25 protein-coding genes are annotated in these 19,094 nt (G+C 64.7%); 23 read left to right on the top strand and 2 right to left on the bottom strand.

Features of this window, described 5'->3' with window-relative positions; all coding sequences use genetic code 11:
* Positions 1-23: 23 nt before the first annotated feature.
* Entirely contained in the window at positions 24-947 is a 924-nt protein-coding gene (locus tag ALII_RS0114800; RefSeq protein WP_024350846.1) for a DUF2493 domain-containing protein, read from the top strand.
* 24 nt (positions 948-971) lie between these two features.
* On the opposite strand, the gene ALII_RS0114795 is transcribed toward ALII_RS0114800, so the two are convergent.
* Both ALII_RS0114795 and ALII_RS0114790 read right to left on the bottom strand, forming a co-directional pair.
* Positions 972-1,190 (bottom strand): hypothetical protein, encoded by a 219-nt coding sequence (locus ALII_RS0114795; protein WP_024350845.1) that lies wholly within the window; start codon positions 1,188-1,190, stop codon positions 972-974.
* 14 nt (positions 1,191-1,204) lie between these two features.
* Positions 1,205-1,414, bottom strand: a complete 210-nt coding sequence (locus ALII_RS0114790; protein ID WP_024350844.1) for a hypothetical protein — start codon at positions 1,412-1,414, stop codon at positions 1,205-1,207.
* 315 nt (positions 1,415-1,729) lie between these two features.
* On the opposite strand from ALII_RS0114790, the gene ALII_RS22885 reads away from it, so the two are divergent.
* The 22 genes from ALII_RS22885 to trbJ all read left to right on the top strand — a co-directional run bounded on the left by ALII_RS22885 (position 1,730) and on the right by trbJ (position 19,090).
* On the top strand, positions 1,730-1,897 hold the full coding sequence (locus ALII_RS22885) for a hypothetical protein (RefSeq protein ID WP_167522629.1): 168 nt from the start codon (positions 1,730-1,732) through the stop codon (positions 1,895-1,897).
* A 143-nt stretch (positions 1,898-2,040) separates the two neighbouring features.
* On the top strand, positions 2,041-2,484 hold the full coding sequence (locus tag ALII_RS0114780; RefSeq protein ID WP_024350843.1) for a hypothetical protein: 444 nt from the start codon (positions 2,041-2,043) through the stop codon (positions 2,482-2,484).
* 556 nt (positions 2,485-3,040) lie between these two features.
* Complete coding sequence (locus ALII_RS0114775) at positions 3,041-3,367, top strand: DUF736 domain-containing protein (RefSeq protein ID WP_024350842.1); 327 nt, start codon at positions 3,041-3,043, stop codon at positions 3,365-3,367.
* A 167-nt stretch (positions 3,368-3,534) separates the two neighbouring features.
* Positions 3,535-3,777: a helix-turn-helix transcriptional regulator gene (locus ALII_RS0114770; protein ID WP_024350841.1), complete on the top strand. Its 243-nt coding sequence runs from the start codon at positions 3,535-3,537 to the stop codon at positions 3,775-3,777.
* Between the two features lie 78 nt (positions 3,778-3,855).
* Complete coding sequence (locus ALII_RS21315) at positions 3,856-4,158, top strand: DUF2285 domain-containing protein (RefSeq protein WP_070154326.1); 303 nt, start codon at positions 3,856-3,858, stop codon at positions 4,156-4,158.
* Between the two features lie 467 nt (positions 4,159-4,625).
* Complete coding sequence (locus tag ALII_RS22050; RefSeq protein ID WP_081651913.1) at positions 4,626-5,030, top strand: DUF2285 domain-containing protein; 405 nt, start codon at positions 4,626-4,628, stop codon at positions 5,028-5,030.
* A gap of 126 nt (positions 5,031-5,156) precedes the next feature.
* Complete coding sequence (locus ALII_RS0114750; RefSeq protein ID WP_024350838.1) at positions 5,157-5,441, top strand: helix-turn-helix domain-containing protein; 285 nt, start codon at positions 5,157-5,159, stop codon at positions 5,439-5,441.
* Between the two features lie 13 nt (positions 5,442-5,454).
* Positions 5,455-6,342 carry a replication initiator protein A gene (locus tag ALII_RS0114745; RefSeq protein WP_024350837.1) on the top strand — a complete coding sequence of 296 codons (888 nt, stop codon included), beginning with the start codon at positions 5,455-5,457 and terminating at the stop codon, positions 6,340-6,342.
* A gap of 208 nt (positions 6,343-6,550) precedes the next feature.
* The gene (parA, locus tag ALII_RS0114740; RefSeq protein WP_024350836.1) at positions 6,551-7,189 is read left to right on the top strand and encodes a ParA family partition ATPase; all 639 of its coding nucleotides are present in this window, start codon (positions 6,551-6,553) and stop codon (positions 7,187-7,189) included.
* Entirely contained in the window at positions 7,186-7,440 is a 255-nt protein-coding gene (locus tag ALII_RS0114735) for a hypothetical protein (protein ID WP_024350835.1), read from the top strand. Before parA ends, ALII_RS0114735 begins: the two co-directional genes overlap by 4 nt.
* Positions 7,437-7,958 (top strand): DUF2840 domain-containing protein, encoded by a 522-nt coding sequence (locus tag ALII_RS0114730; protein WP_024350834.1) that lies wholly within the window; start codon positions 7,437-7,439, stop codon positions 7,956-7,958. Before ALII_RS0114735 ends, ALII_RS0114730 begins: the two co-directional genes overlap by 4 nt.
* A complete protein-coding gene (locus ALII_RS0114725; protein WP_024350833.1) occupies positions 7,955-8,500 on the top strand; it encodes a S26 family signal peptidase in 546 nt (181 codons plus the stop codon). Before ALII_RS0114730 ends, ALII_RS0114725 begins: the two co-directional genes overlap by 4 nt.
* Positions 8,501-8,546: 46 nt before the next feature.
* Positions 8,547-8,894: a DUF736 domain-containing protein gene (locus ALII_RS0114720; protein ID WP_024350832.1), complete on the top strand. Its 348-nt coding sequence runs from the start codon at positions 8,547-8,549 to the stop codon at positions 8,892-8,894.
* 3 nt (positions 8,895-8,897) lie between these two features.
* Positions 8,898-9,659 (top strand): lytic transglycosylase domain-containing protein, encoded by a 762-nt coding sequence (locus ALII_RS0114715; RefSeq protein WP_024350831.1) that lies wholly within the window; start codon positions 8,898-8,900, stop codon positions 9,657-9,659.
* A gap of 244 nt (positions 9,660-9,903) precedes the next feature.
* Positions 9,904-11,643, top strand: a complete 1,740-nt coding sequence (locus tag ALII_RS0114710; protein WP_024350830.1) for a VirD2 family relaxase/mobilization nuclease — start codon at positions 9,904-9,906, stop codon at positions 11,641-11,643.
* A 25-nt stretch (positions 11,644-11,668) separates the two neighbouring features.
* Positions 11,669-13,654 carry a conjugal transfer protein TraG gene (locus ALII_RS0114705; RefSeq protein ID WP_024350829.1) on the top strand — a complete coding sequence of 662 codons (1,986 nt, stop codon included), beginning with the start codon at positions 11,669-11,671 and terminating at the stop codon, positions 13,652-13,654.
* Positions 13,655-13,663: 9 nt separating this feature from the next.
* Complete coding sequence (locus ALII_RS0114700) at positions 13,664-14,095, top strand: hypothetical protein (protein ID WP_024350828.1); 432 nt, start codon at positions 13,664-13,666, stop codon at positions 14,093-14,095.
* A gap of 169 nt (positions 14,096-14,264) precedes the next feature.
* Positions 14,265-15,245, top strand: a complete 981-nt coding sequence (gene trbB / locus ALII_RS0114695) for a P-type conjugative transfer ATPase TrbB (RefSeq protein ID WP_024350827.1) — start codon at positions 14,265-14,267, stop codon at positions 15,243-15,245.
* On the top strand, positions 15,245-15,577 hold the full coding sequence (locus ALII_RS0114690) for a TrbC/VirB2 family protein (RefSeq protein WP_024350826.1): 333 nt from the start codon (positions 15,245-15,247) through the stop codon (positions 15,575-15,577). Before trbB ends, ALII_RS0114690 begins: the two co-directional genes overlap by 1 nt.
* Positions 15,577-15,858 carry a VirB3 family type IV secretion system protein gene (locus ALII_RS0114685; RefSeq protein ID WP_024350825.1) on the top strand — a complete coding sequence of 94 codons (282 nt, stop codon included), beginning with the start codon at positions 15,577-15,579 and terminating at the stop codon, positions 15,856-15,858. The genes ALII_RS0114690 and ALII_RS0114685 overlap by 1 nt, the downstream gene beginning before the upstream one ends.
* 11 nt (positions 15,859-15,869) lie before the next feature.
* A complete protein-coding gene (gene trbE / locus ALII_RS0114680) occupies positions 15,870-18,323 on the top strand; it encodes a conjugal transfer protein TrbE (RefSeq protein ID WP_024350824.1) in 2,454 nt (817 codons plus the stop codon).
* The gene (gene trbJ / locus ALII_RS0114675; protein WP_029660577.1) at positions 18,320-19,090 is read left to right on the top strand and encodes a P-type conjugative transfer protein TrbJ; all 771 of its coding nucleotides are present in this window, start codon (positions 18,320-18,322) and stop codon (positions 19,088-19,090) included. Before trbE ends, trbJ begins: the two co-directional genes overlap by 4 nt.
* The last annotated feature ends 4 nt before the right edge of the window (positions 19,091-19,094 follow it).

Raw genomic sequence — 19,094 nt, 5'->3', positions numbered from 1 at the left:
CGGTCCAACCGACGGAGCATCCCATGCGCGAGCACGACGACTACGAACCGCATCACGAATCGTCACCCACCGACCATGTCCTCAACGAACTGCAACTCCACGGGTACCGCCCCTTCACCGACGAGCCCGACCAGCGGCTTCTGCCGGACGGCAATCAGGCCGCGGGCGCCGTCGCCGACATCTTCGACGCTCTGATCGGCACCCTGGCAGACACGCGTCTCGAACCTGACCTCGACGATCTCCTCTGGTCGACCGTGAACGTCTTCCACCGCGCCACCGACCGGATCGGCCGCGAACTGGATGACAATGAGCAGTCCCAGAAGCGGGCGCAGCGCGAACAGGACGGCAGCGAGGTGAAATCGGTCGAACTGGAGCGCCTGATCGCAGAGGGGATCACGCTGATAGAGCGCCAGAACGCCTTCGAGCTGATGCGCGACCAGGCCGCCGAACACTACGAACGCCACGTCGGCAAGCCTTGGCTCCCGCGCAGCGGATCGAAGGTCAACCATCGCAATCTGACTTCGGCGATGATCGACAGCCGCGACTTTCTCATGGCGAAGAAGCGCGCCGATCAGGAAGTACTACTTCCGCCCGGTCCCAAGATCATCGTCACCGGCGGCCTCGACTTCAATGATCACCAGCTTATCTGGGCAAAGCTCGATCAGGTTCACGCCAAGCACGCCGGCATGGTTCTGGTCCATGGAAAGTCGCCAAAGGGTGCCGAGAGGATCGCCTCGCTCTGGGCATCGAACCGCAACGTTCCGCAAATCGGCTTTGCACCCGATTGGACCAAGCACGGACGATCGGCACCGTTCAAGCGGAATGACCAGATGCTCGATATCGTGCCGAAGGGCGTGCTGCACTTCCCGGGCACGGGCATAAATGACAACCTCGCCGACAAGGCCAAGAAGCTCGGCATTCCGGTTTGGAAGCACGGCGGCGCGTGAGCGCCGCCACGCATGGGCCGCTGCCTAGCGCTTCATCTTCGTGACTTTGTAGACGCACCCGGAGCGATCATACGTGGTCCAATCACCGACTTGCTGACCGTCTTCAAAGTAGCCGGACCGCAGCTTCGAACCGTCGCGGCGAAACCACTCCCAGTATCCGGTAGGTTGTCCCTCCATCGTCTGGCCGACGACCCACAAGCTTCCGTCCTTGTGTCGCTTCTGGAAAGCGAGCGTCTCCGTCATCGGCAACCCCACGTTCAGTCTGGCTCGCCTGTCACTGCGATACGGGCGGATCGCGCGTAGAAGGCAAGCTCGGTGTCGTTTTCGATCAACGCGTCGAGGAGCGCTTTCATATCCGCTTGGTCCGAAGACGACTGGAAGGGGCCCGGCTGCCGCTCAATCGCCAGCACAGCGATCGTCAAAGCCTTTTTCACGAGGTGCAGATTACGTCCTGTGAACTCCGCCATCGTCCAGCCCTTCGCGACTCTACACTTGCCGCCAAGAGCATAGCGCAAATGAAGCCATCTGAGGACACGACGCGAGGCTGAGTCGAAAGCAGCGTCGAGACTGTAAAACGGGTCTCCCGACGCGAAGACCACCTCCGCCTATCAGCGCTGATCCTTGGTCCAGCCGCGGACTTGTCGCCATCAACCCATGAAGGGTCGGCTATGCGAGCATGCCGCCGCTGCGGCTGCGCCTGCGCGGTGATTGCAGTCCACGGCCGAACACTTCGGGCGCCTGTCGGCGGGGGATGGTCCCCCGCTCCAGCAGGAGCCCAGCAGATGTCCCTCAATCAAGCTCACGCCTTCGCCTTCAGCCTCGCCACCACCCTGATGGTCTCGATTGTCATCTTCCAGGCGGGCGACGGCAGCATGGGTGTCATGCCCGCGGGCGAATATGACGGCGAACTCGCCGCGATCGTCCATGAGGTTGATCCCTTCGCCCGCTGATCGCGGGCAAGGCTTCACGGCCGCAAGCGGAAGTCCGGCAGGATTTCCGCTCCCGTCCCGGCTTGTCATTCGCTATACTTCAGGCGCGCTGTGGTGGTGGTGGAGGCGCGATCGTCAGCCATGAACGATTGGAAACCACTGCCATGATCATCCTTGCCATACTCGCATCCCTCTTCGCCGTCGGCCTGCTCTGCTGGCTGGTGTTCACCTTGGCCGTTTTCACTCTGCCCGCCTTCGTCGGCGTGACGACGGGCGCCTGGGCCAACGAAGGCGGCGCCGGCATTGCCGGCGCTGTCGTCGTGGGCGCGCTCGCGGCGGCGATGACGCTCGCCATCGGGCACCTCCTGATCGCCTTCGTCCGCCCGATGTGGCTGAAACTCGTCGTGGCGATCGCCTTCGTCGCCCCGGCGGCGATCGCGGGTTTTCATGCCACCCATGGCATCGTGAAGCACCTGATGCCGTCGGAAGCGTGGCAGATGGCGTTTTCGATCTTCGGGGCCGTCGCGGTCGGGATCACCGCCTTCCTCCGGGTCGCTGGACTAGTGGCGACTCCCAGCCCATCCAGCCCGGGCCTTACTCGGGCATAATCTTTGTCGAAGTCGTTCCGGCGGATCGGAACAGCACAAGACAAAGCATATCCTCGTAGCCTCCGAGGTTGCAGATGAAGCGGTGGGTGCTGATTGTTCATCGCCCCGAAAAGCAGCCCGCGGGGGAGCGCTTTGGGCAACACCGGCAGCGCATCCGTTCGTGCACCGAAGGCTGAGACGCTCCCGGTGGCAGTCGACGGAGATGCTGGAGCGATGCCTGTAGATGGGGAACGAAGCTGCTACGCACGCCCTGCGCCAACTTGCCGATGCGGGAGGGTCGCCATCTTCTCCGTTATCTGACCGTGCCTAGACCGCTCCAAACGGCCTCTTTAATGGCCTGATCTGGCCGAAGTACGGCTTCGCCTCGATCGCCTATGACACAACAGCCGCGTCGAACTTTCTTCCCCTGCCGGCTGCGCCGTCATTCCTCGCGAGACAAGAAAGCCCTCCTAAGCTGTCAGGCCCCTTCGGGGTGCGCCGTCGACCGCCTCCGGCCTGCCGATCGCCATCGAGGCCGCAATGGTGCGGGCTCGGAAACGGAAAACGGAGAATTACAATGGCGACCATCGGCACCTTCAAGAAGACCGACTCGAACGAGTTCACCGGCGAAATCGTCACCCTCAGCGTCCAGGCCAAGGGCGTGCGCATCGTCCCCGATACCCGCGCCACCGGCGAGAACGCTCCCAGCCACCGCGTCCTGGTGGGCCGCGCCGAGATCGGCGCCGCCTGGTCGAAGCGCTCCAACGAGGGCCGCGACTATCTCGGCCTCAAGCTCGACGATCCGAGCTTCAACGCCCCGATCTACGCCAACCTCTTCGACGACGAGGACGGCGACACCTTCTCGCTGATCTGGTCCCGCCCGAGCGGGCGGCGCGGCGACTGAGGCCTCCGCGCAAGGCCCCGGCCGGAAGGTCGGGGCCTTTCAGCTTTCTGGCAACCGAATCAGCTGACGTTTCCCCGATCGGCTTTGCGGTGGCCAAACTGGCATAGGGCGACTATTATAGTCGTAGTTCTGGCGTGCGCGTAGGTCCGAGTGGGAGGTGATCATGCATGATCACCGCCCGACAATCACGGGCCGCGCGCGCGTTGCTGGGTTGGACACAGGAGACGCTCGCTGACAAGGCTCGCGTATCTCTGACCGCCCTCAAGCGCCTCGAGTCGGCCAGTGGCCTCGAGGTGTACGAGAGCACGCGGGATGAGGTTAGGCGCGCTTTCGAACAGAGTGGCGTCGTGTTCCTGAGCTCCGACCGTGGTGTGGGAGTGATGGTGGTTGATCGCAAAGGGCAAGGCTAACGGCACGCGAGGAGCGAACTCGCAAACGCCCCTCTCATCGGGTTGCGCTAGAAGCTCGCTCGTAACATCGTTAACAAAATGCTCCAGTATGGATGGATATCCGCGCCGGGGAACGCCGTGACTACAAACTTATTTCTTGATGAACCGCCAAGCAGCGCGACGCCGACCGCCTATGACGCGGCCAATGTGAAGCTTTACCTGCGTTTGCTGGATGCCGAAGCGCAAGGCGCTTCCTGGGCGGACGTCGTCGAGACGATTTTCGGGATTTCGGTCAACGCCGAGCCCGAGCGTGCCGAGCGCGTTCACCGCTCGCATCTCGCGCGCGCAAAGTGGATGACGAAGAACGGCTATAGCGGTTTGCTGGCCGGCCGCGTGAACTGAACGTGATGCAGGTTTCGCATCACGTTGCTCCGCCTTCGTTATTCCCAGCCCCCACACAACTTGGAATCGTGTCCGCAGCTCAATTCGCGCGCTAAAACTGCGGAGGCTGTGGAGGATGTCTGAAGAAGATTCTTGGCGGTCAGAGGCCGCTTACGACTATGTCGATGCTCTGTCTCCCGGAGATCTCGCCTGGGAGTTTTTGCGGAGAAACACCGAGTACCGGCGATCATACGACGAATTCCTCCAGGCAGGCGACAACACCGAAGAACTGACCCGGGAGTTTACATCCCGATGGGGGTTGCGATTTCCCGGCAGATCCTTCTGCATCTGCAATCGTCTCTCCAGTCTATTGGGACGCCCACTTCGATCCATCGATCGTCGTCCTCGGCAAAATCCCGACGGCTCACACGCCTCCCTCACTTGACGATTTCATCAGGGCGCAGGCCATAAATGGCATCGATGGCGAGATGCTGCGCCTTCAGATCCGGGGCGAAATTTTCGACGCTTCTCTGCGCGACGGTGCCGGAAGTCTCGCGGCCATGGTCCTTCTTGATGAGCTTACGCCCGACCGCCTGAGCACGCTGGCTCGTTTTTGGGCGGCTCTCGCTGGAAAAACCGTCCCGCCGGATCCGCGTATCACCCGATCCCGACAAAAGCGGGCGCGCGAAATGCTGCGCGTCCTCGACGGTCGGGCATCCGGAGCGACGTATCGTGCAATCGCCGACGCCGTCTTTCCCAAACATGATCACGACGCAGCCTCGTGGGTAGGCAGCGCAATCCGCGAGACGACCATTCGCCTGGCTAGAGACGGCGCGAAGCTCGTCCAGGGCGGCTATCGTTCGATCTTGCGCCGGCCACGCCGAGACCGCTGACGCCCCAAGGGGTGTCGAACTTATCTCCTTTACTTCGACATCGTGCCGACCGCCGCAATCGCGCCACCGTGACCGCAATCCGCCGCCTGTCCGAGGCAGGCGCCGCGAAACCACGGAGGTTCGATCATGGACGAAACGGCCGCCCCCATGCCGCCACGCTACCTCAGGACAGAGGAAGCCGCGCGCTTTCTCGGGCTGTCGGAGCGCACGCTCGAAAAGCACCGAACATATGGCACCGGACCGACCTACCGGAAGCTCGGTGGACGGGTGGTCTATTCGCTGACCGACCTGCAGGCGTGGGCCGATCGCGGCTTGGTGACCTCCACCTCGGATCCGCGTGGCGGCATCGTCGCTCCTGCGAAAGCTGCGGCCTCCCAAGGCCGCAACGCCGGCACTTCCGGCCTTCGCTGATCCGGTCTCCGTGATGTCGTCCCGCCATCAACGCAGCGACGAGCGAGCGCAACTCGACCTCTTCCGGGCGCTGCCCGGTGACCTGGCGCCTCGCGATGCGCAGGACCTGATGGCCTATCCGTTCTTCTCCCTCGCCAAGTCGAAGCGGCTTGCGCCGATCGACTTCAAGGCCGGCTCGGTCAAGATCCGTGTCGAGGCAGTGCCCGAGCATGGCATGGCGACGATCTGGGACGCCGACATCCTCATCTGGGCCGCCTCACAGATCGTCGAGGCTCGCGACGTGGGGCTCCAGCCATCGCGGCTGATGGCCACGACCCCGTATGAAATCCTGAACTTCATCGGCCGCGGCGTATCGCTGCGGGATTACGATCGGCTCAAGGCCGCACTCGACCGACTGCAGTCGACTACCGTCGCGACCTCGATCCGCCAGCCGACAGAGCGGCGGATGCACCGGTTCTCCTGGATCAACGAGTGGAAGGAACGAGCCGACCAACGCGGCAGGCCGCTCGGCCTCGAACTCATCGTTCCCGACTGGTTTTACAGCTCGGTGCTCGACGACGCGCTGGTGCTCACCATTGACCGCAACTACTTCGGCCTGACCGGAGGGCTGGAGCGCTGGCTGTACCGCTTGGTGCGCAAGCACGGCGGCAAGCAGGAGTTCGGCTGGAGCTTCGACTTTCCGCACCTCCATGCAAAGTCGGGTAGCCTCTCGCCGCTCAAGCACTTTGCCTACGACCTCCGCGAGATCGTCCGCCGGCAGCCGCTCCCTGGGTATCAGCTCACCATCGAGCGGTGCGTCGGCGGTCCCGACATCCTGTCCTTCGCACCCACCGATCCCGACGCGCTTGGCATTCCGCGCCGCCGTCGCCGCTCGAAAACTCGCCCTGGGGATAAGCTGTGAATCGTCTCGTGCTATCGGGGACCGGCACTATCGTGCCATCGAGGACCGAAGTCTCGTGCTATCGGGGACCGGATTCGACGAATCCTCGCGCTGAATCAGCGACTTGCAAGCCCTGTAACTTATCTAACCTAGATTCCTACGGAATCTTTCTAACGCGACCGTGCTTTTCGGCCGCTGTGGACGAGTCCCCGATCGCCGGGAGACCGTCATGATCGTCGCACTGCTCAACCAGAAGGGCGGCGTCGGGAAAACGACGCTCGCCCTGCACCTCGCCGGCGAATGGGCTCGCCGTGGACAGCGCGTGACGCTGATCGACGCCGACCCCCAGGGTTCGGCGCTCGACTGGTCGCAGCAGCGCAACCGAGAGGGGTTGGAGCGGCTGTTCGGTGTCGTCGGCCTGGCCCGCGACACGCTCCACCGCGAAGCGCCGGAGTTGGCCCGCGACGTTGACCATGTCGTCATCGACGGCCCGCCGCGCGTCGCTGGGCTGATGCGCTCGGCGCTGCTCGCGGCCGATCTCGTGATGATTCCGGTGCAGCCGTCGCCGCTCGATGGCTGGGCCTCCGCCGAAATGCTCTCGCTGCTCGGCGAGGCACGCATCTACCGCCCGCAACTCGCCGCCCGCTTCGTGCTGAACCGGTGCGCGGCTCGCACCGTGTTGGCGCGCGAGACCGCCGAAACGCTCGCGGATCACGACCCGCCCTTGCTCTCGACCACGATCGGCCAGCGCATCGTCTTCGCCGATGTCGTGCAGACCGGCCGGCTCGCCGCCGAGCAGGACGAGGATTGCCCTGGCGCGCGCGAGATCGCCGCGCTCGCGGCGGAAGTCGCGAGGATCGGCGCATGAGCGCGCGGTCCCCAAAACGCAGCTTCGCGGCGCGTCCGGCCGATCCGGAGAGCTGGATCAAGGCGCCCGAGCGCCACACCCCGCGCGCACAAGCCGGCGAGGACTTCTCGGCGCGACTGACGATCGACGTGACTGCGGATATGCGCGGCCGCATCAAGATCGCCGCCTTCCAGCGCGGGCAGACCGTCGCCGAAATGCTGCGCGCGCTGTTCGAGCGCCAATTCCCACCCCCGTCAGGAGAAGGATCATGACCGGCCATGTCGCCGCGCCAATGCGCGTCGGCCGCGCTGCCGCCGAGCCGCCGCCAGAAGCTTTCACCCAGGTCGAACTTACTTGGGTCGAGAAGCGAACGGAGCACTGGATACGGTTCGGTCACGAGCTACGCGAACAGATCCTCGACCGGCGCCGACGCATCCTCTTCTTCCCTCCGGGAAGCATCTTTGCGCTGGTCCGATGGGCCGCGAATGAGCACGGGACCGTGCTCTCGCGCCTCGACATCCTGCGCGCTGTTGAGCCTGCTGCGCCATGCCAGACGATGCCGACCGTCACGCCCGGAGCGGACATCCTCTTGCGCGTCGACGGCTGGCCGAAGGTGGAGCGCATGCTCCAGCTCATCGACGCCATTGAGGCGCGCGGCATCGAGCCGATCGAGGTCTCGCCGGACCATTGGCGCCACGTCCACAACCGAATGACCGTCGGCGAAACGCCACGCGCTTATGGTCTTCGGCAGCATCGCGCCTTTCTCCTGCGCCAGGAGATCGGCGCATGACGCGGCTCTCCTACGCCATCGCCACAACGGCGGCGGTGTCGCTTCTAGGCCTCGCCTCGATCGCCTCATTCGCGCCGCGCCTCATCTGGAACGCTTCAGCCAGCACGCCGGTCGGCTTCTACACGATCGGCGATGTGCGCGCCCTCGACGTGACCGATCTGGTGGCGGTCGACGCGCCCGAGCCGCTCGCGACATTCCTGTCCGATGGCGACTACCTGCCACGCGGCGTGCCGCTCTTGAAGCGCGTCGCCGCGCTCCCGGGTCAACGGGTTTGCCGGACCGGGCTCGCCATCACGGTCGACGGCGTGCCGATCGGCGACGCCCTCGATCGCGATCGTCGCGGTCGCCCGCTCCCCGTTTGGCAGGGCTGCCGCTTGGTCGCAGCTGGCGAGTTGTTCCTGATGAACTGGCAGGTCCGCGACAGCCTCGACGGCCGCTACTTCGGCCCGCTTCCGGCCACCGCCGTGATCGGCCGGGCCACCCCTCTCTACACCGACGAGGACGGCGATGGCCGCTTCGTCTGGCGCGCGCCGACGCGGTGACGGCGAGCCCATGACCCTGTCCACCGCAACCTGAAGGAGACGACCAATGCCCGTGATCGGTCAATTCATGCGCGAGAATGATGGCTTCATCGGCCATCTGACGACACTTTCCCTGCACCAGGACATCATCGTCGTCGCGGCCGAGCCGTCCGATGCCGAGAACGCGCCGGACTATCGCGTTCATGTGCTCGACACCATGAGCAACGAGACCGGCGCGGAGATCGGCGCAGGCTGGAAGCGCACCGGCGAGAAGGCCGGCGAATACGTCTCGCTGCAGCTTGACGATCCGACCTTCGAACATCCGATCCGCGCCAACCTGTTCCAGTCGGCCGACGACAAGTCCGCCTGGGCCCTACACTGGAACCGCCCGCCAAAGCGCGGCGAGCGGGACTGAACGATGCCCGCCACACGCATCAAACCTGTCGTCGGAGGGAGGATCGCCCTCCGACGTGCAGCTCTCCTTCTCCTTTCCGGCCTGGTCCTCGCCGGATCCGCCGCGAGCACTGCCTACGCCCAGCAGGCGCAGGTCGAGCATCCATCACGCAGCGATCCCTATGGCGCGTACATTGCAGAGGCGTCTCAGCGGTTTGGCGTTCCAGAAACGTGGATACGTGCCGTCATGCGCGTCGAGAGCGCGGGCGATGTGCGCGCGATCTCGTCGGCCGGCGCAATGAGCCTGATGCAAATCATGCCCGCCACGTGGGAGGAGTTGCGCGTCCGGCATCGGCTCGGCGGCAACCCCTACGACCCCCGGGACAACATTCTGGCGGGTGCTGCATATCTGCGCGAGATGCACGACCGTTACGGATCGCCGGGGTTTTTGGCGGCCTACAACGCGGGTCCGGGCCGCTACGAAGAGTATCTCGCCGGCCGCCCATTGCCGGCCGAAACGCGCGCCTATGTCGCGACGCTCGCCCCCATCGTCGGGGGCGGTGAACTGACCGGTCCTGTCATGGTGGCGGCCGCCGATCCACTGACCTGGACGAGAGCGCCGCTCTTCGTCGTACAGTCGGCCGGCAGAGAGTCTGCCGTGCCGTTACAGTCTGACGGCAAGCCGGACACCGCCACGGCGGCGGAACCGGTGCGCGATCAGGGCCCCGTCGCTGCGCCCACCGATGGCCTTTTCGTTGCGCGCAGCGTTTCCGGGGGACCGCGATGACCGCGTTCGCACCCGTTCGTACCGTGGCGTGCCTTGGCGGAAGATGGGCAGTCTGCGGAGGGGGAGCAGTCAGCACAACCGAAAGATGGCGAGATAAAAGCCGGCGATGTGCGGCTTGGTGCGGTCGTGTGTTTTCAGGGGCTTATGGCGCATTTGCGCGAGGTGCACCTTGCCGGCGCAGCCTGCGCATTCGCCATTTTTCCAAGTGTTTCCTTCGCTTTGCGCGATGTGCGGAGCTTTGGCGATGAGCGGCGAGGACGATTTCCGCATCCGGCCTGGCCGCATCCGCTCGACCCGCGCGCAACAGGCACGGCCCTTCATCGCTCAGGCACTTGCGGCCGCACAGCGGGCTGGCGGCCGCGTCTCGCGATCCGGCCAGATCACCAAGAGCAATCGCTCGCGGTTCGGTCGCGGGCAGCGCGCGACAGTGCAGGCCAACCGGCTCCTGACCAGCCGGTCGCGCAACGTGGTTTTCAAGACGCGCGTCGTGCGGCACACCGCCAAGGCCGCGCCGCTTAGCGCCCACCTCAGCTACCTCAGGCGCGAGGGTGTTACCCGGGACGGGGAGAAGGCCCAGCTGTTCGGTCCCGAGACCGGAGACGCCGATCCCAAGGCCTTCGCTGAGCGAACCCAGGACGACCGCCATCATTTCCGCTTCATCGTCTCACCGGAGGACGCAACGGAGATGTCCGACCTCAGGACATACGCCCGCGACCTGATGGGGCAGATGGAAAAGGACCTCGGCACCAAGCTCGACTGGGTCGGCGTCGATCATTGGAACACCGACAATCCCCATGTCCACATCATCCTGCGGGGACGTACCGACGACAGCCAGGACCTCGTAATCTCCCGCGACTACATCAAGGAGGGCATGCGCGCCCGCGCGCAGGACCTCGTCACCCAGGAACTGGGGCCCCGCACCGAGCAGGAGATCCGTCGTAACCTCGGACGTCAGGTCGAGGCGGAACGCTGGACCGATCTCGATCGGCAGATCTCCCGCGACAGCTATCGCAGCGGCATCGTCGACCTCGCGCCACGTCCCGATCAGAAGCCTGACGAGTTCCACGCGTTGAAGGTCGGCAGGCTGCGCAAGCTGGAGACGCTTGGTCTCGCCGATCAGGTCGGTCCCGGTCAATGGGTTGTGTCGGAGACTGCGGAGAAGACTCTACGCGCCCTCGGTGAACGCGGCGACATCATCAAGCGCATCCATCGTGGCCTGACCGAGCGCGGCATCGAGCGTGGCGCCGCGAGCTATGTGCTCGCGGGCGAAAGCATCGATGACCCTGTCATCGGGCGTCTGGTCGATCGCGGTCTCGACGACGAACTGAAGGGCACGGCCTACGCCGTCGTCGACGGCACCGACGGGCGAACCCATCATATTAAGCTCCCCGATCTCGACGCGGCTGCCGACAGCGCGCCGGGTTCGATCGTCGAGCTGCGCAAGTTCGACGACGTGCAGGGCCGCCGCCGTGTCGCACTCGCTGTTCGATCCGATCTCGATATCGAACAGCAGGTCCATGCGACCGGCGCCACCTGGCTCGACCGGCAGGCTATCGCCCGCGAACCGGTGGCTCTCGGTGGAGGCGGCTTTGGCGCGGAGGTGCGGCAGGCAATGGACCGACGCGCCGAGCATCTTATCCACCAAGGGCTCGCCGAGCGTCAGACCCGCGGCGTCAGCTTCTCGCCGGGGCTGATCGAAACTTTGCGCCAGCGCGAGGTCGAAGCGCTCGGGGAGAAGCTCGCGGCCGAGACCGGCCGGCCATTCTCGAAGGCCGGAACGGGCGAGTATGTGGCGGGCACCTATCGCCAGCGCTTCGCGCTCGCCTCCGGCCGCTTCGCCATGATCGACGACGGGCTCGGCTTCCAGCTCGTGCCCTGGTCGCCGTCCCTCGAACGTCAACTCGGCCAGCACGTCTCCGGGGTCTCGCGCGGGGGCGGCGGCGTCGACTGGAGCTTCGGCCGCAATCGCGGCCTCGGCATGTAGCCCCACCAAGAAAGGAGTACCTGCCATGTCGGCGACGAAAATCCTCTGGGGGCAGATCCTCACCGTTTTCCTGATCGTGTTGATGACGACCTGGGGCGCCACGCAATGGACAGCCTACCGTCTCGGCTTCCAGCCCCAGCTCGGTCAGCCTTGGTTCGAACTGGCCGGATGGCCGATCTATTATCCCCCGGCCTTCTTCTGGTGGTGGTATTTCTACGACGCCTATGCGCCGCCGATCTTTGTCGAGGGCGCCTATATCGCCGCGTCGGGTGGCTTCATCTCCATCGCCGTCGCGATCGGCATGTCGGTATGGCGGGCGCGTGAAGCCAAGAACGTCGAGACCTATGGCTCGGCCCGCTGGGCACGACCGGAAGAGGTGAAGGCGGCAGGACTGCTCGGCCCCGACGGAGTCGTACTCGGCAGGCATGAGCGCGAGTATCTCCGCCATGACGGTCCGGAGCATGTGCTGTGCTTCGCGCCGACCCGTTCCGGCAAGGGCGTTGGCCTGGTGGTGCCTTCGCTCTTGACGTGGCCGGGGTCGGCGATCGTCCACGACATCAAGGGCGAGAACTGGACGCTCACCGCCGGCTATCGCGCACGGCATGGCCGCGTGCTGCTCTTCGATCCGACGAACGCGAAGTCGGCGGCCTACAACCCGCTGCTCGAAGTGCGCCGCGGCGAATGGGAAGTCCGCGACGTGCAGAACATCGCCGACATTCTCGTCGACCCGGAAGGCTCGCTCGAAAAGCGAAACCACTGGGAGAAGACATCGCACGCGCTTCTGGTCGGCGCGATCCTGCATGTCCTGTACGCAGAGGCCGACAAGACATTGGCCGGCGTCGCCGCCTTTCTCTCCGATCCGAAGCGCCCGATCGAGTCGACCCTCGCGGCGATGATGAAGACCGCCCATCTCGGCGAGGCCGGTCCACATCCGGTGATCGCCAGCGCCGCCCGCGAACTGCTCAACAAGTCCGATAACGAGCGCTCCGGGGTGCTGTCGACAGCGATGTCGTTCCTCGGCCTGTATCGCGATCCCGTCGTGGCCGAGGTCACCCGTCGCTGCGACTGGCGTATCGCCGACATGGTTGGAGGCAAGTATCCGACCACGCTCTACCTCGTGGTGCCGCCATCGGACATCAACCGGACCAAGCCGCTGATCCGCCTGATCCTCAATCAGGTCGGCCGTCGCCTCACCGAGGACCTGCAGGCGAAGAGCAATCGACACCGGCTGCTGCTCATGCTCGACGAATTTCCCGCCCTTGGGCGCCTGGACTTTTTCGAGAGCGCGCTCGCCTTCATGGCAGGCTACGGTCTGAAGGCGTTCCTCATCGCGCAATCGCTGAACCAAATCGAGAAAGCTTACGGTCCGAACAACTCGATCCTCGATAACTGCCATGTGCGCGTCAGCTTCGCCACCAACGACGAGCGAACTGCGAAGCGCGTTTCGGATGCGCTTGGCACCGCGACCGAAATGAAGGCCATGAAGAACTATGCCGGCCACCGGCTATCGCCCTGGCTCGGCCACCTGATGGTGTCGCGCTCGGAGACTGCACGGCAATTGCTCACGCCGGGCGAGATCATGCAGCTCCCGCCGTCAGACGAGATCGTCATGGTCGCCGGCATCCCGCCTATCCGCGCAAAGAAGGCACGCTATTACGAGGATCGTCGGCTTCAGGAGCGCATCCTTACGCCCCCCGCACTCACGAAGCCCGCAAGCGCTCGAGCCGACGATTGGAGCGCGCTCGCCATACCGGAACCTCCCGTACTGAGTGCGCCAGCTCCGGCAGATAACCTAGCCGACGACGACCCGACGGACTCCGAGCAGCGGCATCAGCCTGAACTGAGCCGCATCAAAACAGTCGAACGCAAGGCGATCGTCGACAACGAATTCGAGATCGATCCTCGCGACGACGTCGATGAGGATGCTGCGCGCCTCAGCCGCATGACGCAGACCATGCGCCAAGTCGCTCGGCAGGCATCGCTCGATCCTGGCGATGGCATCGAGCTATAGGAGGCGGGGGTGACCAAACCTTTGAAGAAGCAGCGGCTGTCGGTCTATCTCGACCCGGACGTCATGAAGGCGCTCGCAGCCCATGCTGCCCGGCGCGATCTGTCCCTGTCACTGGTAGCCGAGGCCGGTATCGCTTCATTCCTCTCGCCGGACGCTGCCGAGCGTCAGGAGGCCGCGACGACGAAGCGGCTTGACCAGCTCGACCGACGCATGGCGCGCATGGAGCGCGATCTGGGAATATCGGTCGAGACGCTCGCCGTGTTCATCCGCTTCTGGCTGACCTCCAACCCGCCGTTGCCGGAGCCGGCGCAAGTTGCGGCTCGCGCCAAAGCGTCGGAGCGCTACGAAGCCTTCGTGACCGCGCTCGGCAGACGACTCGCGCAAGGTCCGAAGCTCAGGCAGGAAATCGCGGAAGACATCCCCGCGCGCGACGCGGAATAATCACTGGTTGACGTATCACAAGTATTCGACCGTTCCGCCGTTTCCCTGTCTTTGTACGCCACAGTACGACGGCCACATGATGGTTGTTGTCACGCCATGATTTCTGCCTCTTCTACTCATCCCCGATCCAGGGCCGCCCGCGGCGGTCCCGCAAAAGAACGGGGACAGCGTGACGGCAGCTCACCAGAAATCGGAGGCGATCCTTCGCGGGGCTCGGATGCTGCGCACTGCGCTCGGCCCGGCGATCGCCACGTTTCTGGAAGACCCCGCAATCGTCGAGGTGATGCTCAACCCCGACGGGCGGCTCTGGGTCGACCGGTTGTCGGAAGGTCTCTCCGACACCGGTGAACGGCTATCTCCAGCCGACGGCGAACGCATAGTTCGACTTGTCGCACATCACGTCGGGGCCGAGGTTCATGCCGGGGCGCCCCGCGTCTCCGCCGAACTGCCTGAAACAGAGGAGCGGTTTGAGGGCCTTCTGCCGCCGGTGGTGTCCGCGCCGGCTTTCGCGATCCGGAAGCCAGCCGTCGCCGTGTTCACGCTCGATGACTATGTCGCGGCTGGCATCATGCTGTCCGACCAAGCCGAAACACTGCGTCAGGCCGTTCTTCATAGGCGGAACATTCTCGTCGCCGGCGGCACCTCCACCGGTAAGACCACGCTCACGAACGCCCTGTTAGCGGAGGTATCGAAGACATCCGATCGCGTCGTGTTGATCGAGGACACCCGTGAACTGCAATGCGCCGCGCCAAACCTGGTCGCAATGCGCACGAAGGACGGCGTCGCTTCTCTCTCCGATCTTGTCCGTTCCTCGTTGCGTCTTCGTCCCGACCGCATCCCGATCGGCGAAGTGCGCGGTGCAGAGGCGCTCGATCTGCTGAAGGCCTGGGGCACCGGCCATCCCGGCGGCGTCGGCACGATCCACGCCGGCACCGCCATCGGCGCTCTTCGCCGGATGGAGCAACTCATCCAGGAAGCCGTCGTCACGGTTCCGCGCGCGCTGATCGCCGAGACCATTGATCTGGTTGCGGTGCTCTCCGGCCGCGGCTCCTCGCGCCGCCTTGCCGAGCTTGCCCGCGTCGAAGGCCTGGGCCCCGACGGCGACTACTGCGTCACTCCAACAATTCCGTCCATCTCAGGAGACAGGTAATGATCAAGCATGCCCTGCGCATCCGCCGTCACATCGCCACGGCGGCTTCCGTCACTTTCATTTCCATAGCCCTCGCACCTGCCGCTCATGCGTCCGGTTCGTCGATGCCATGGGAAGCTCCTCTGCAGTCGATCCTCGAATCGATCGAGGGCCCGGTCGCAAAGATCATCGCGGTGATGATCATCATCATCACCGGCCTGACTCTCGCCTTCGGCGACACGTCGGGCGGAGCGCGCCGCCTGATCCAGATCGTGTTCGGCCTGTCGATCGCCTTCGCCGCGTCGAGCTTCTTCCTCTCGTTCTTCTCGTTCGGCGGCGGGGCGCTTGTCTGATGGCCGTTGGAGCGGATCATAGCGCGGACGTACCGGGCTTTTCCGTGCCGGTTCATCGTGCGCTGACCGAGCACATCCTGCTCGGCGGTGCGCCGCGCTCGCTCGCGATCCTCAATGGCACCCTGGCCGCCGCGCTTGGCTTGGGCCTTCGCCTTTGGCTGGTCGGGCTGGCGCTATGGGCGGTCGGCCACTTCGCCGCCGTCTGGGCGGCCAAACGTGATCCGCAATTTGTCGACGTCGTGCGCAAGCATCTGCGCATCCCCGGCCACTTGGCAACGTGAGGAGCCGGGCAATGATGAACCTAGCCGAATACCGCAATCGGAATACCCGGCTCGCCGACTTCCTACCCTGGGCGGCGCTCGCCGGCGACGGCGTCGTCCTCAACAAAGACGGCAGCCTGCAGCGCTCGGCCCGCTTTCGCGGTCCTGACCTCGACAGCGCAGTGCCAGCCGAGCTCGTCGCCGTCGCTGGCCGGCTGAACAACGCCTTCCGTCGCCTTGGTTCCGGCTGGGCCATATTCGTCGAAGCGCAGCGCCATGGCGCGGTGTCATATCCGGCAAGCACATTTGCCGACAGCGCTTCGGCGCTTGTCGATGCCGAGCGCAAGGCAGACTTTGAAGAAGCCGGCGCCCATTTCGAATCCAGCTACTTTCTCACATTCCTTTATCTACCGCCGGCCGAGGATGCCGCCCGTGCCGAGACCTGGCTTTACGAGGGTCGGGACCATGCCGGCGTCGATGCGCGCGAAGTGCTCCGAAGTTTTGTCGATCGCACCGACCGTATCCTCAACCTGATAGACGCCTTCATGCCGGAGTGCGTATGGCTCGATGACGCCGAAACGCTCACCTACCTGCATTCGACGATCTCGACGAAGCGCCATCGCGTCCGCGTGCCCGAAACGCCGATGTACCTCGACGCTTTGCTCGCCGATCAGCCGCTCACCGGCGGGCTGGAGCCCCGGCTTGGAGATGCGCACGTACGCATCCTCACTATCGTCGGCTTCCCGACCGCGACGACGCCCGGCATCCTCGACGAGCTGAACCGACTTGCCTTTCCCTATCGCTGGTCGACCCGAGCGATCCTGCTCGACAAGACCGACGCGACCAAGCTGCTGACAAAGATCCGGCGGCAGTGGTTCGCAAAGCGCAAGTCGATCGCCGCCATTCTCAAGGAGGTGATGACCAACGAGGCATCGGCGCTCGTTGACACTGACGCAGCCAACAAGGCCGCTGACGCTGATATGGCGCTACAGGAACTGGGCGCCGACTATGCCGGCCAAGCCTACGTGACCGCGACCATCACCGTCTGGGACGATGATCCCCGCGTCGCGGCCGAGAAGCTCCGGCTGGTGGAGAAGGTCATTCAGGGCCGCGACTTCACGGCGATGACTGAGACCATCAATGCTGTCGACGCCTGGCTGGGCTCACTCCCCGGGCATGTCTACGCCAACGTCCGCCAGCCGCCCATCAGCACATTGAATCTCGCTCACATGATCCCGCTGTCAGCGGTGTGGGCGGGACCGGAACGGGACGAGCACTTCGATGCACCCCCACTGCTTTACGGCAGAACGGAGGGCTCGACCCCGTTCCGGCTTTCCATCCACGTCGGCGATGTCGGTCATACGCTGATCGTCGGGCCGACCGGCGCCGGTAAATCGGTGCTTCTCGCACTCATGGCGCTCCAGTTCCGCCGCTATCAACAATCTCAGGTCTTCGCCTTCGACTTCGGCGGATCGATCCGCGCCGCGGCGCTCGCCATGCAGGGCGACTGGCATGATCTCGGCGGCGGTTTGACTGAGGGTTCCGAGGAGAGTGTGTCGCTCCAGCCGCTCGCCCGCATCGACGACGTCGCCGAGCGCGCCTGGGCCTCCGACTGGCTGATCGCGATCCTCTCCCGAGAGAGCGTGCCGGTCACGCCCGAGGTCAAGGAGCATCTGTGGTCGGCGCTTTCGTCGTTGGCGTCAGCGCCGGTCGCCGAGCGCACGTTGACCGGGCTGTCGGTCCTTCTCCAGTCCAATGACCTGAAACAGGCGCTGCGACCCTACTGCGTCGGCGGCCCCTATGGCCGGCTGTTGGACGCTGAGGCCGAGCATCTCGGCGAGGCGCATGTCCAGGCTTTCGAGACCGAAGGTCTGATCGGCACCGGTGCAGCGGCAGCGGTGCTCGCCTATCTCTTCCATCGCATCGAGGACCGCCTCGACGGCCGGCCGACACTCCTGATCGTGGATGAAGGTTGGCTCGCCCTCGACGACGACGGCTTCGCCGGACAACTCCGCGAATGGCTGAAGACGCTGCGCAAGAAAAACGCCAGCGTCATCTTCGCCACCCAGTCGCTCTCCGACATCGACGGCTCTGCGATAGCGCCGGCGATTATCGAGAGCTGCCAAACGCGCATCCTCCTGCCGAACGAGCGCGCGGTCGAGCCGCAGATCACCGCTATTTACCGCCGCTTCGGTCTCAACGACCGGCAGATCGAAATCCTCGCGCGGGCAACGCCCAAGCGAGACTATTACTGCCAGTCGCGACGGGGCAATCGCCTGTTCGAGCTGGGCCTGTCGGATGTGGCCCTGGCGCTGTGCGCAGCCTCATCCAAACAGCATCAAGCGATGATCGCCGACGTCCACGCCCGAAGCGGCACCGGGGGATTCCTCGCCGAGTGGCTGGCGGCCAACCGACTCGACTGGGCTGCCGACCTGATCACCGACCTCACCAACGTCAATCAACAAGACCCGGAGGCACGTCCATGACACGTCTGATTCAAACCCACAGTCGCGCACTGCGCGTGACGGCCGCACTCCTCGCGGTCCCGCTCGCACTTTCACCGGTCCTCAGCACCCCGGCTGCCGCTCAGTGGATCGTCTACGACCCAACGAACTATGCCCAGAACGTCCTCACTGCGGCGCGGACCCTCCAGCAGGTGAATCAGCAGATCACTCAGCTTCAGAACGAAGCTCAGATGCTGATCAATCAGGCGCGCAATCTTGCCAGCCTCCCGCACTCTTCGCTTCAGCAGCTTCAACAGTCGGTTCAGCGGACGCAACAGCTTCTGAGCGAGGCGCAGGGGATAGCCCTTAACGTCCAACAGATCGACCGAGCATTCCAGACCACCTATGGCAATGCCTCGATGTCCGCCTCGGATCAGGCGCTCGTCACACAGGCGCGGGAGCGCTGGCAGAACACTGTCGGTGGTCTGCAGGACGCTATGCGAGTCCAGGCGGGTGTTGTCGGCAACATCGACACCAACCGTACGGAGATGTCAGCGCTTATCGGCCAAAGCCAGGGCGCGACGGGGGCGTTGCAGGCGACGCAGGCCGGCAATCAACTGCTCGCACTGCAGGCCCAACAGCTCGCCGACCTCACCGCCGTCGTCGCCGCTAACGGGCGCGCTCAGAGCCTATCCGAAGCCGAGCGCGCCGCAGCGGCGGAACAGGGTCGTGAGCAGCGCCGTCGCTTTCTCACGCCCGGCAGCGGCTACCAGCCGGGCAATGCGCGCATGTTCCCGAACGGCAATTGAGAGG

Source organism: Aliihoeflea sp. 2WW (assembly GCF_000497755.1).
Classification (GTDB): Bacteria; Pseudomonadota; Alphaproteobacteria; order Rhizobiales; family Rhizobiaceae; genus Aliihoeflea.
Note: the sequence above shows the minus strand (reverse complement) of the source record. Positions and strands in the feature narration are given on the sequence as shown.

Excerpts from the sequence above, each read along its gene's own strand:
- ALII_RS0114800 (WP_024350846.1), top strand. The coding sequence starts at position 24 with ATGCGCGAGCACGACGACTACGAACCGCATCACGAATCGTCACCCACC.
- ALII_RS0114795 (WP_024350845.1), bottom strand. The coding sequence starts at position 1,190 with ATGACGGAGACGCTCGCTTTCCAGAAGCGACACAAGGACGGAAGCTTG.
- ALII_RS0114790 (WP_024350844.1), bottom strand. The coding sequence starts at position 1,414 with ATGGCGGAGTTCACAGGACGTAATCTGCACCTCGTGAAAAAGGCTTTG.
- ALII_RS22885 (WP_167522629.1), top strand. The coding sequence starts at position 1,730 with ATGTCCCTCAATCAAGCTCACGCCTTCGCCTTCAGCCTCGCCACCACC.
- ALII_RS0114780 (WP_024350843.1), top strand. The coding sequence starts at position 2,041 with ATGATCATCCTTGCCATACTCGCATCCCTCTTCGCCGTCGGCCTGCTC.
- ALII_RS0114775 (WP_024350842.1), top strand. The coding sequence starts at position 3,041 with ATGGCGACCATCGGCACCTTCAAGAAGACCGACTCGAACGAGTTCACC.
- ALII_RS0114770 (WP_024350841.1), top strand. The coding sequence starts at position 3,535 with ATGATCACCGCCCGACAATCACGGGCCGCGCGCGCGTTGCTGGGTTGG.
- ALII_RS21315 (WP_070154326.1), top strand. The coding sequence starts at position 3,856 with ATGCTCCAGTATGGATGGATATCCGCGCCGGGGAACGCCGTGACTACA.
- ALII_RS22050 (WP_081651913.1), top strand. The coding sequence starts at position 4,626 with ATGCTGCGCCTTCAGATCCGGGGCGAAATTTTCGACGCTTCTCTGCGC.
- ALII_RS0114750 (WP_024350838.1), top strand. The coding sequence starts at position 5,157 with ATGGACGAAACGGCCGCCCCCATGCCGCCACGCTACCTCAGGACAGAG.
- ALII_RS0114745 (WP_024350837.1), top strand. The coding sequence starts at position 5,455 with ATGTCGTCCCGCCATCAACGCAGCGACGAGCGAGCGCAACTCGACCTC.
- parA (WP_024350836.1), top strand. The coding sequence starts at position 6,551 with ATGATCGTCGCACTGCTCAACCAGAAGGGCGGCGTCGGGAAAACGACG.
- ALII_RS0114735 (WP_024350835.1), top strand. The coding sequence starts at position 7,186 with ATGAGCGCGCGGTCCCCAAAACGCAGCTTCGCGGCGCGTCCGGCCGAT.
- ALII_RS0114730 (WP_024350834.1), top strand. The coding sequence starts at position 7,437 with ATGACCGGCCATGTCGCCGCGCCAATGCGCGTCGGCCGCGCTGCCGCC.
- ALII_RS0114725 (WP_024350833.1), top strand. The coding sequence starts at position 7,955 with ATGACGCGGCTCTCCTACGCCATCGCCACAACGGCGGCGGTGTCGCTT.
- ALII_RS0114720 (WP_024350832.1), top strand. The coding sequence starts at position 8,547 with ATGCCCGTGATCGGTCAATTCATGCGCGAGAATGATGGCTTCATCGGC.
- ALII_RS0114715 (WP_024350831.1), top strand. The coding sequence starts at position 8,898 with ATGCCCGCCACACGCATCAAACCTGTCGTCGGAGGGAGGATCGCCCTC.
- ALII_RS0114710 (WP_024350830.1), top strand. The coding sequence starts at position 9,904 with ATGAGCGGCGAGGACGATTTCCGCATCCGGCCTGGCCGCATCCGCTCG.
- ALII_RS0114705 (WP_024350829.1), top strand. The coding sequence starts at position 11,669 with ATGTCGGCGACGAAAATCCTCTGGGGGCAGATCCTCACCGTTTTCCTG.
- ALII_RS0114690 (WP_024350826.1), top strand. The coding sequence starts at position 15,245 with ATGATCAAGCATGCCCTGCGCATCCGCCGTCACATCGCCACGGCGGCT.
- ALII_RS0114685 (WP_024350825.1), top strand. The coding sequence starts at position 15,577 with ATGGCCGTTGGAGCGGATCATAGCGCGGACGTACCGGGCTTTTCCGTG.
- trbE (WP_024350824.1), top strand. The coding sequence starts at position 15,870 with ATGATGAACCTAGCCGAATACCGCAATCGGAATACCCGGCTCGCCGAC.
- trbJ (WP_029660577.1), top strand. The coding sequence starts at position 18,320 with ATGACACGTCTGATTCAAACCCACAGTCGCGCACTGCGCGTGACGGCC.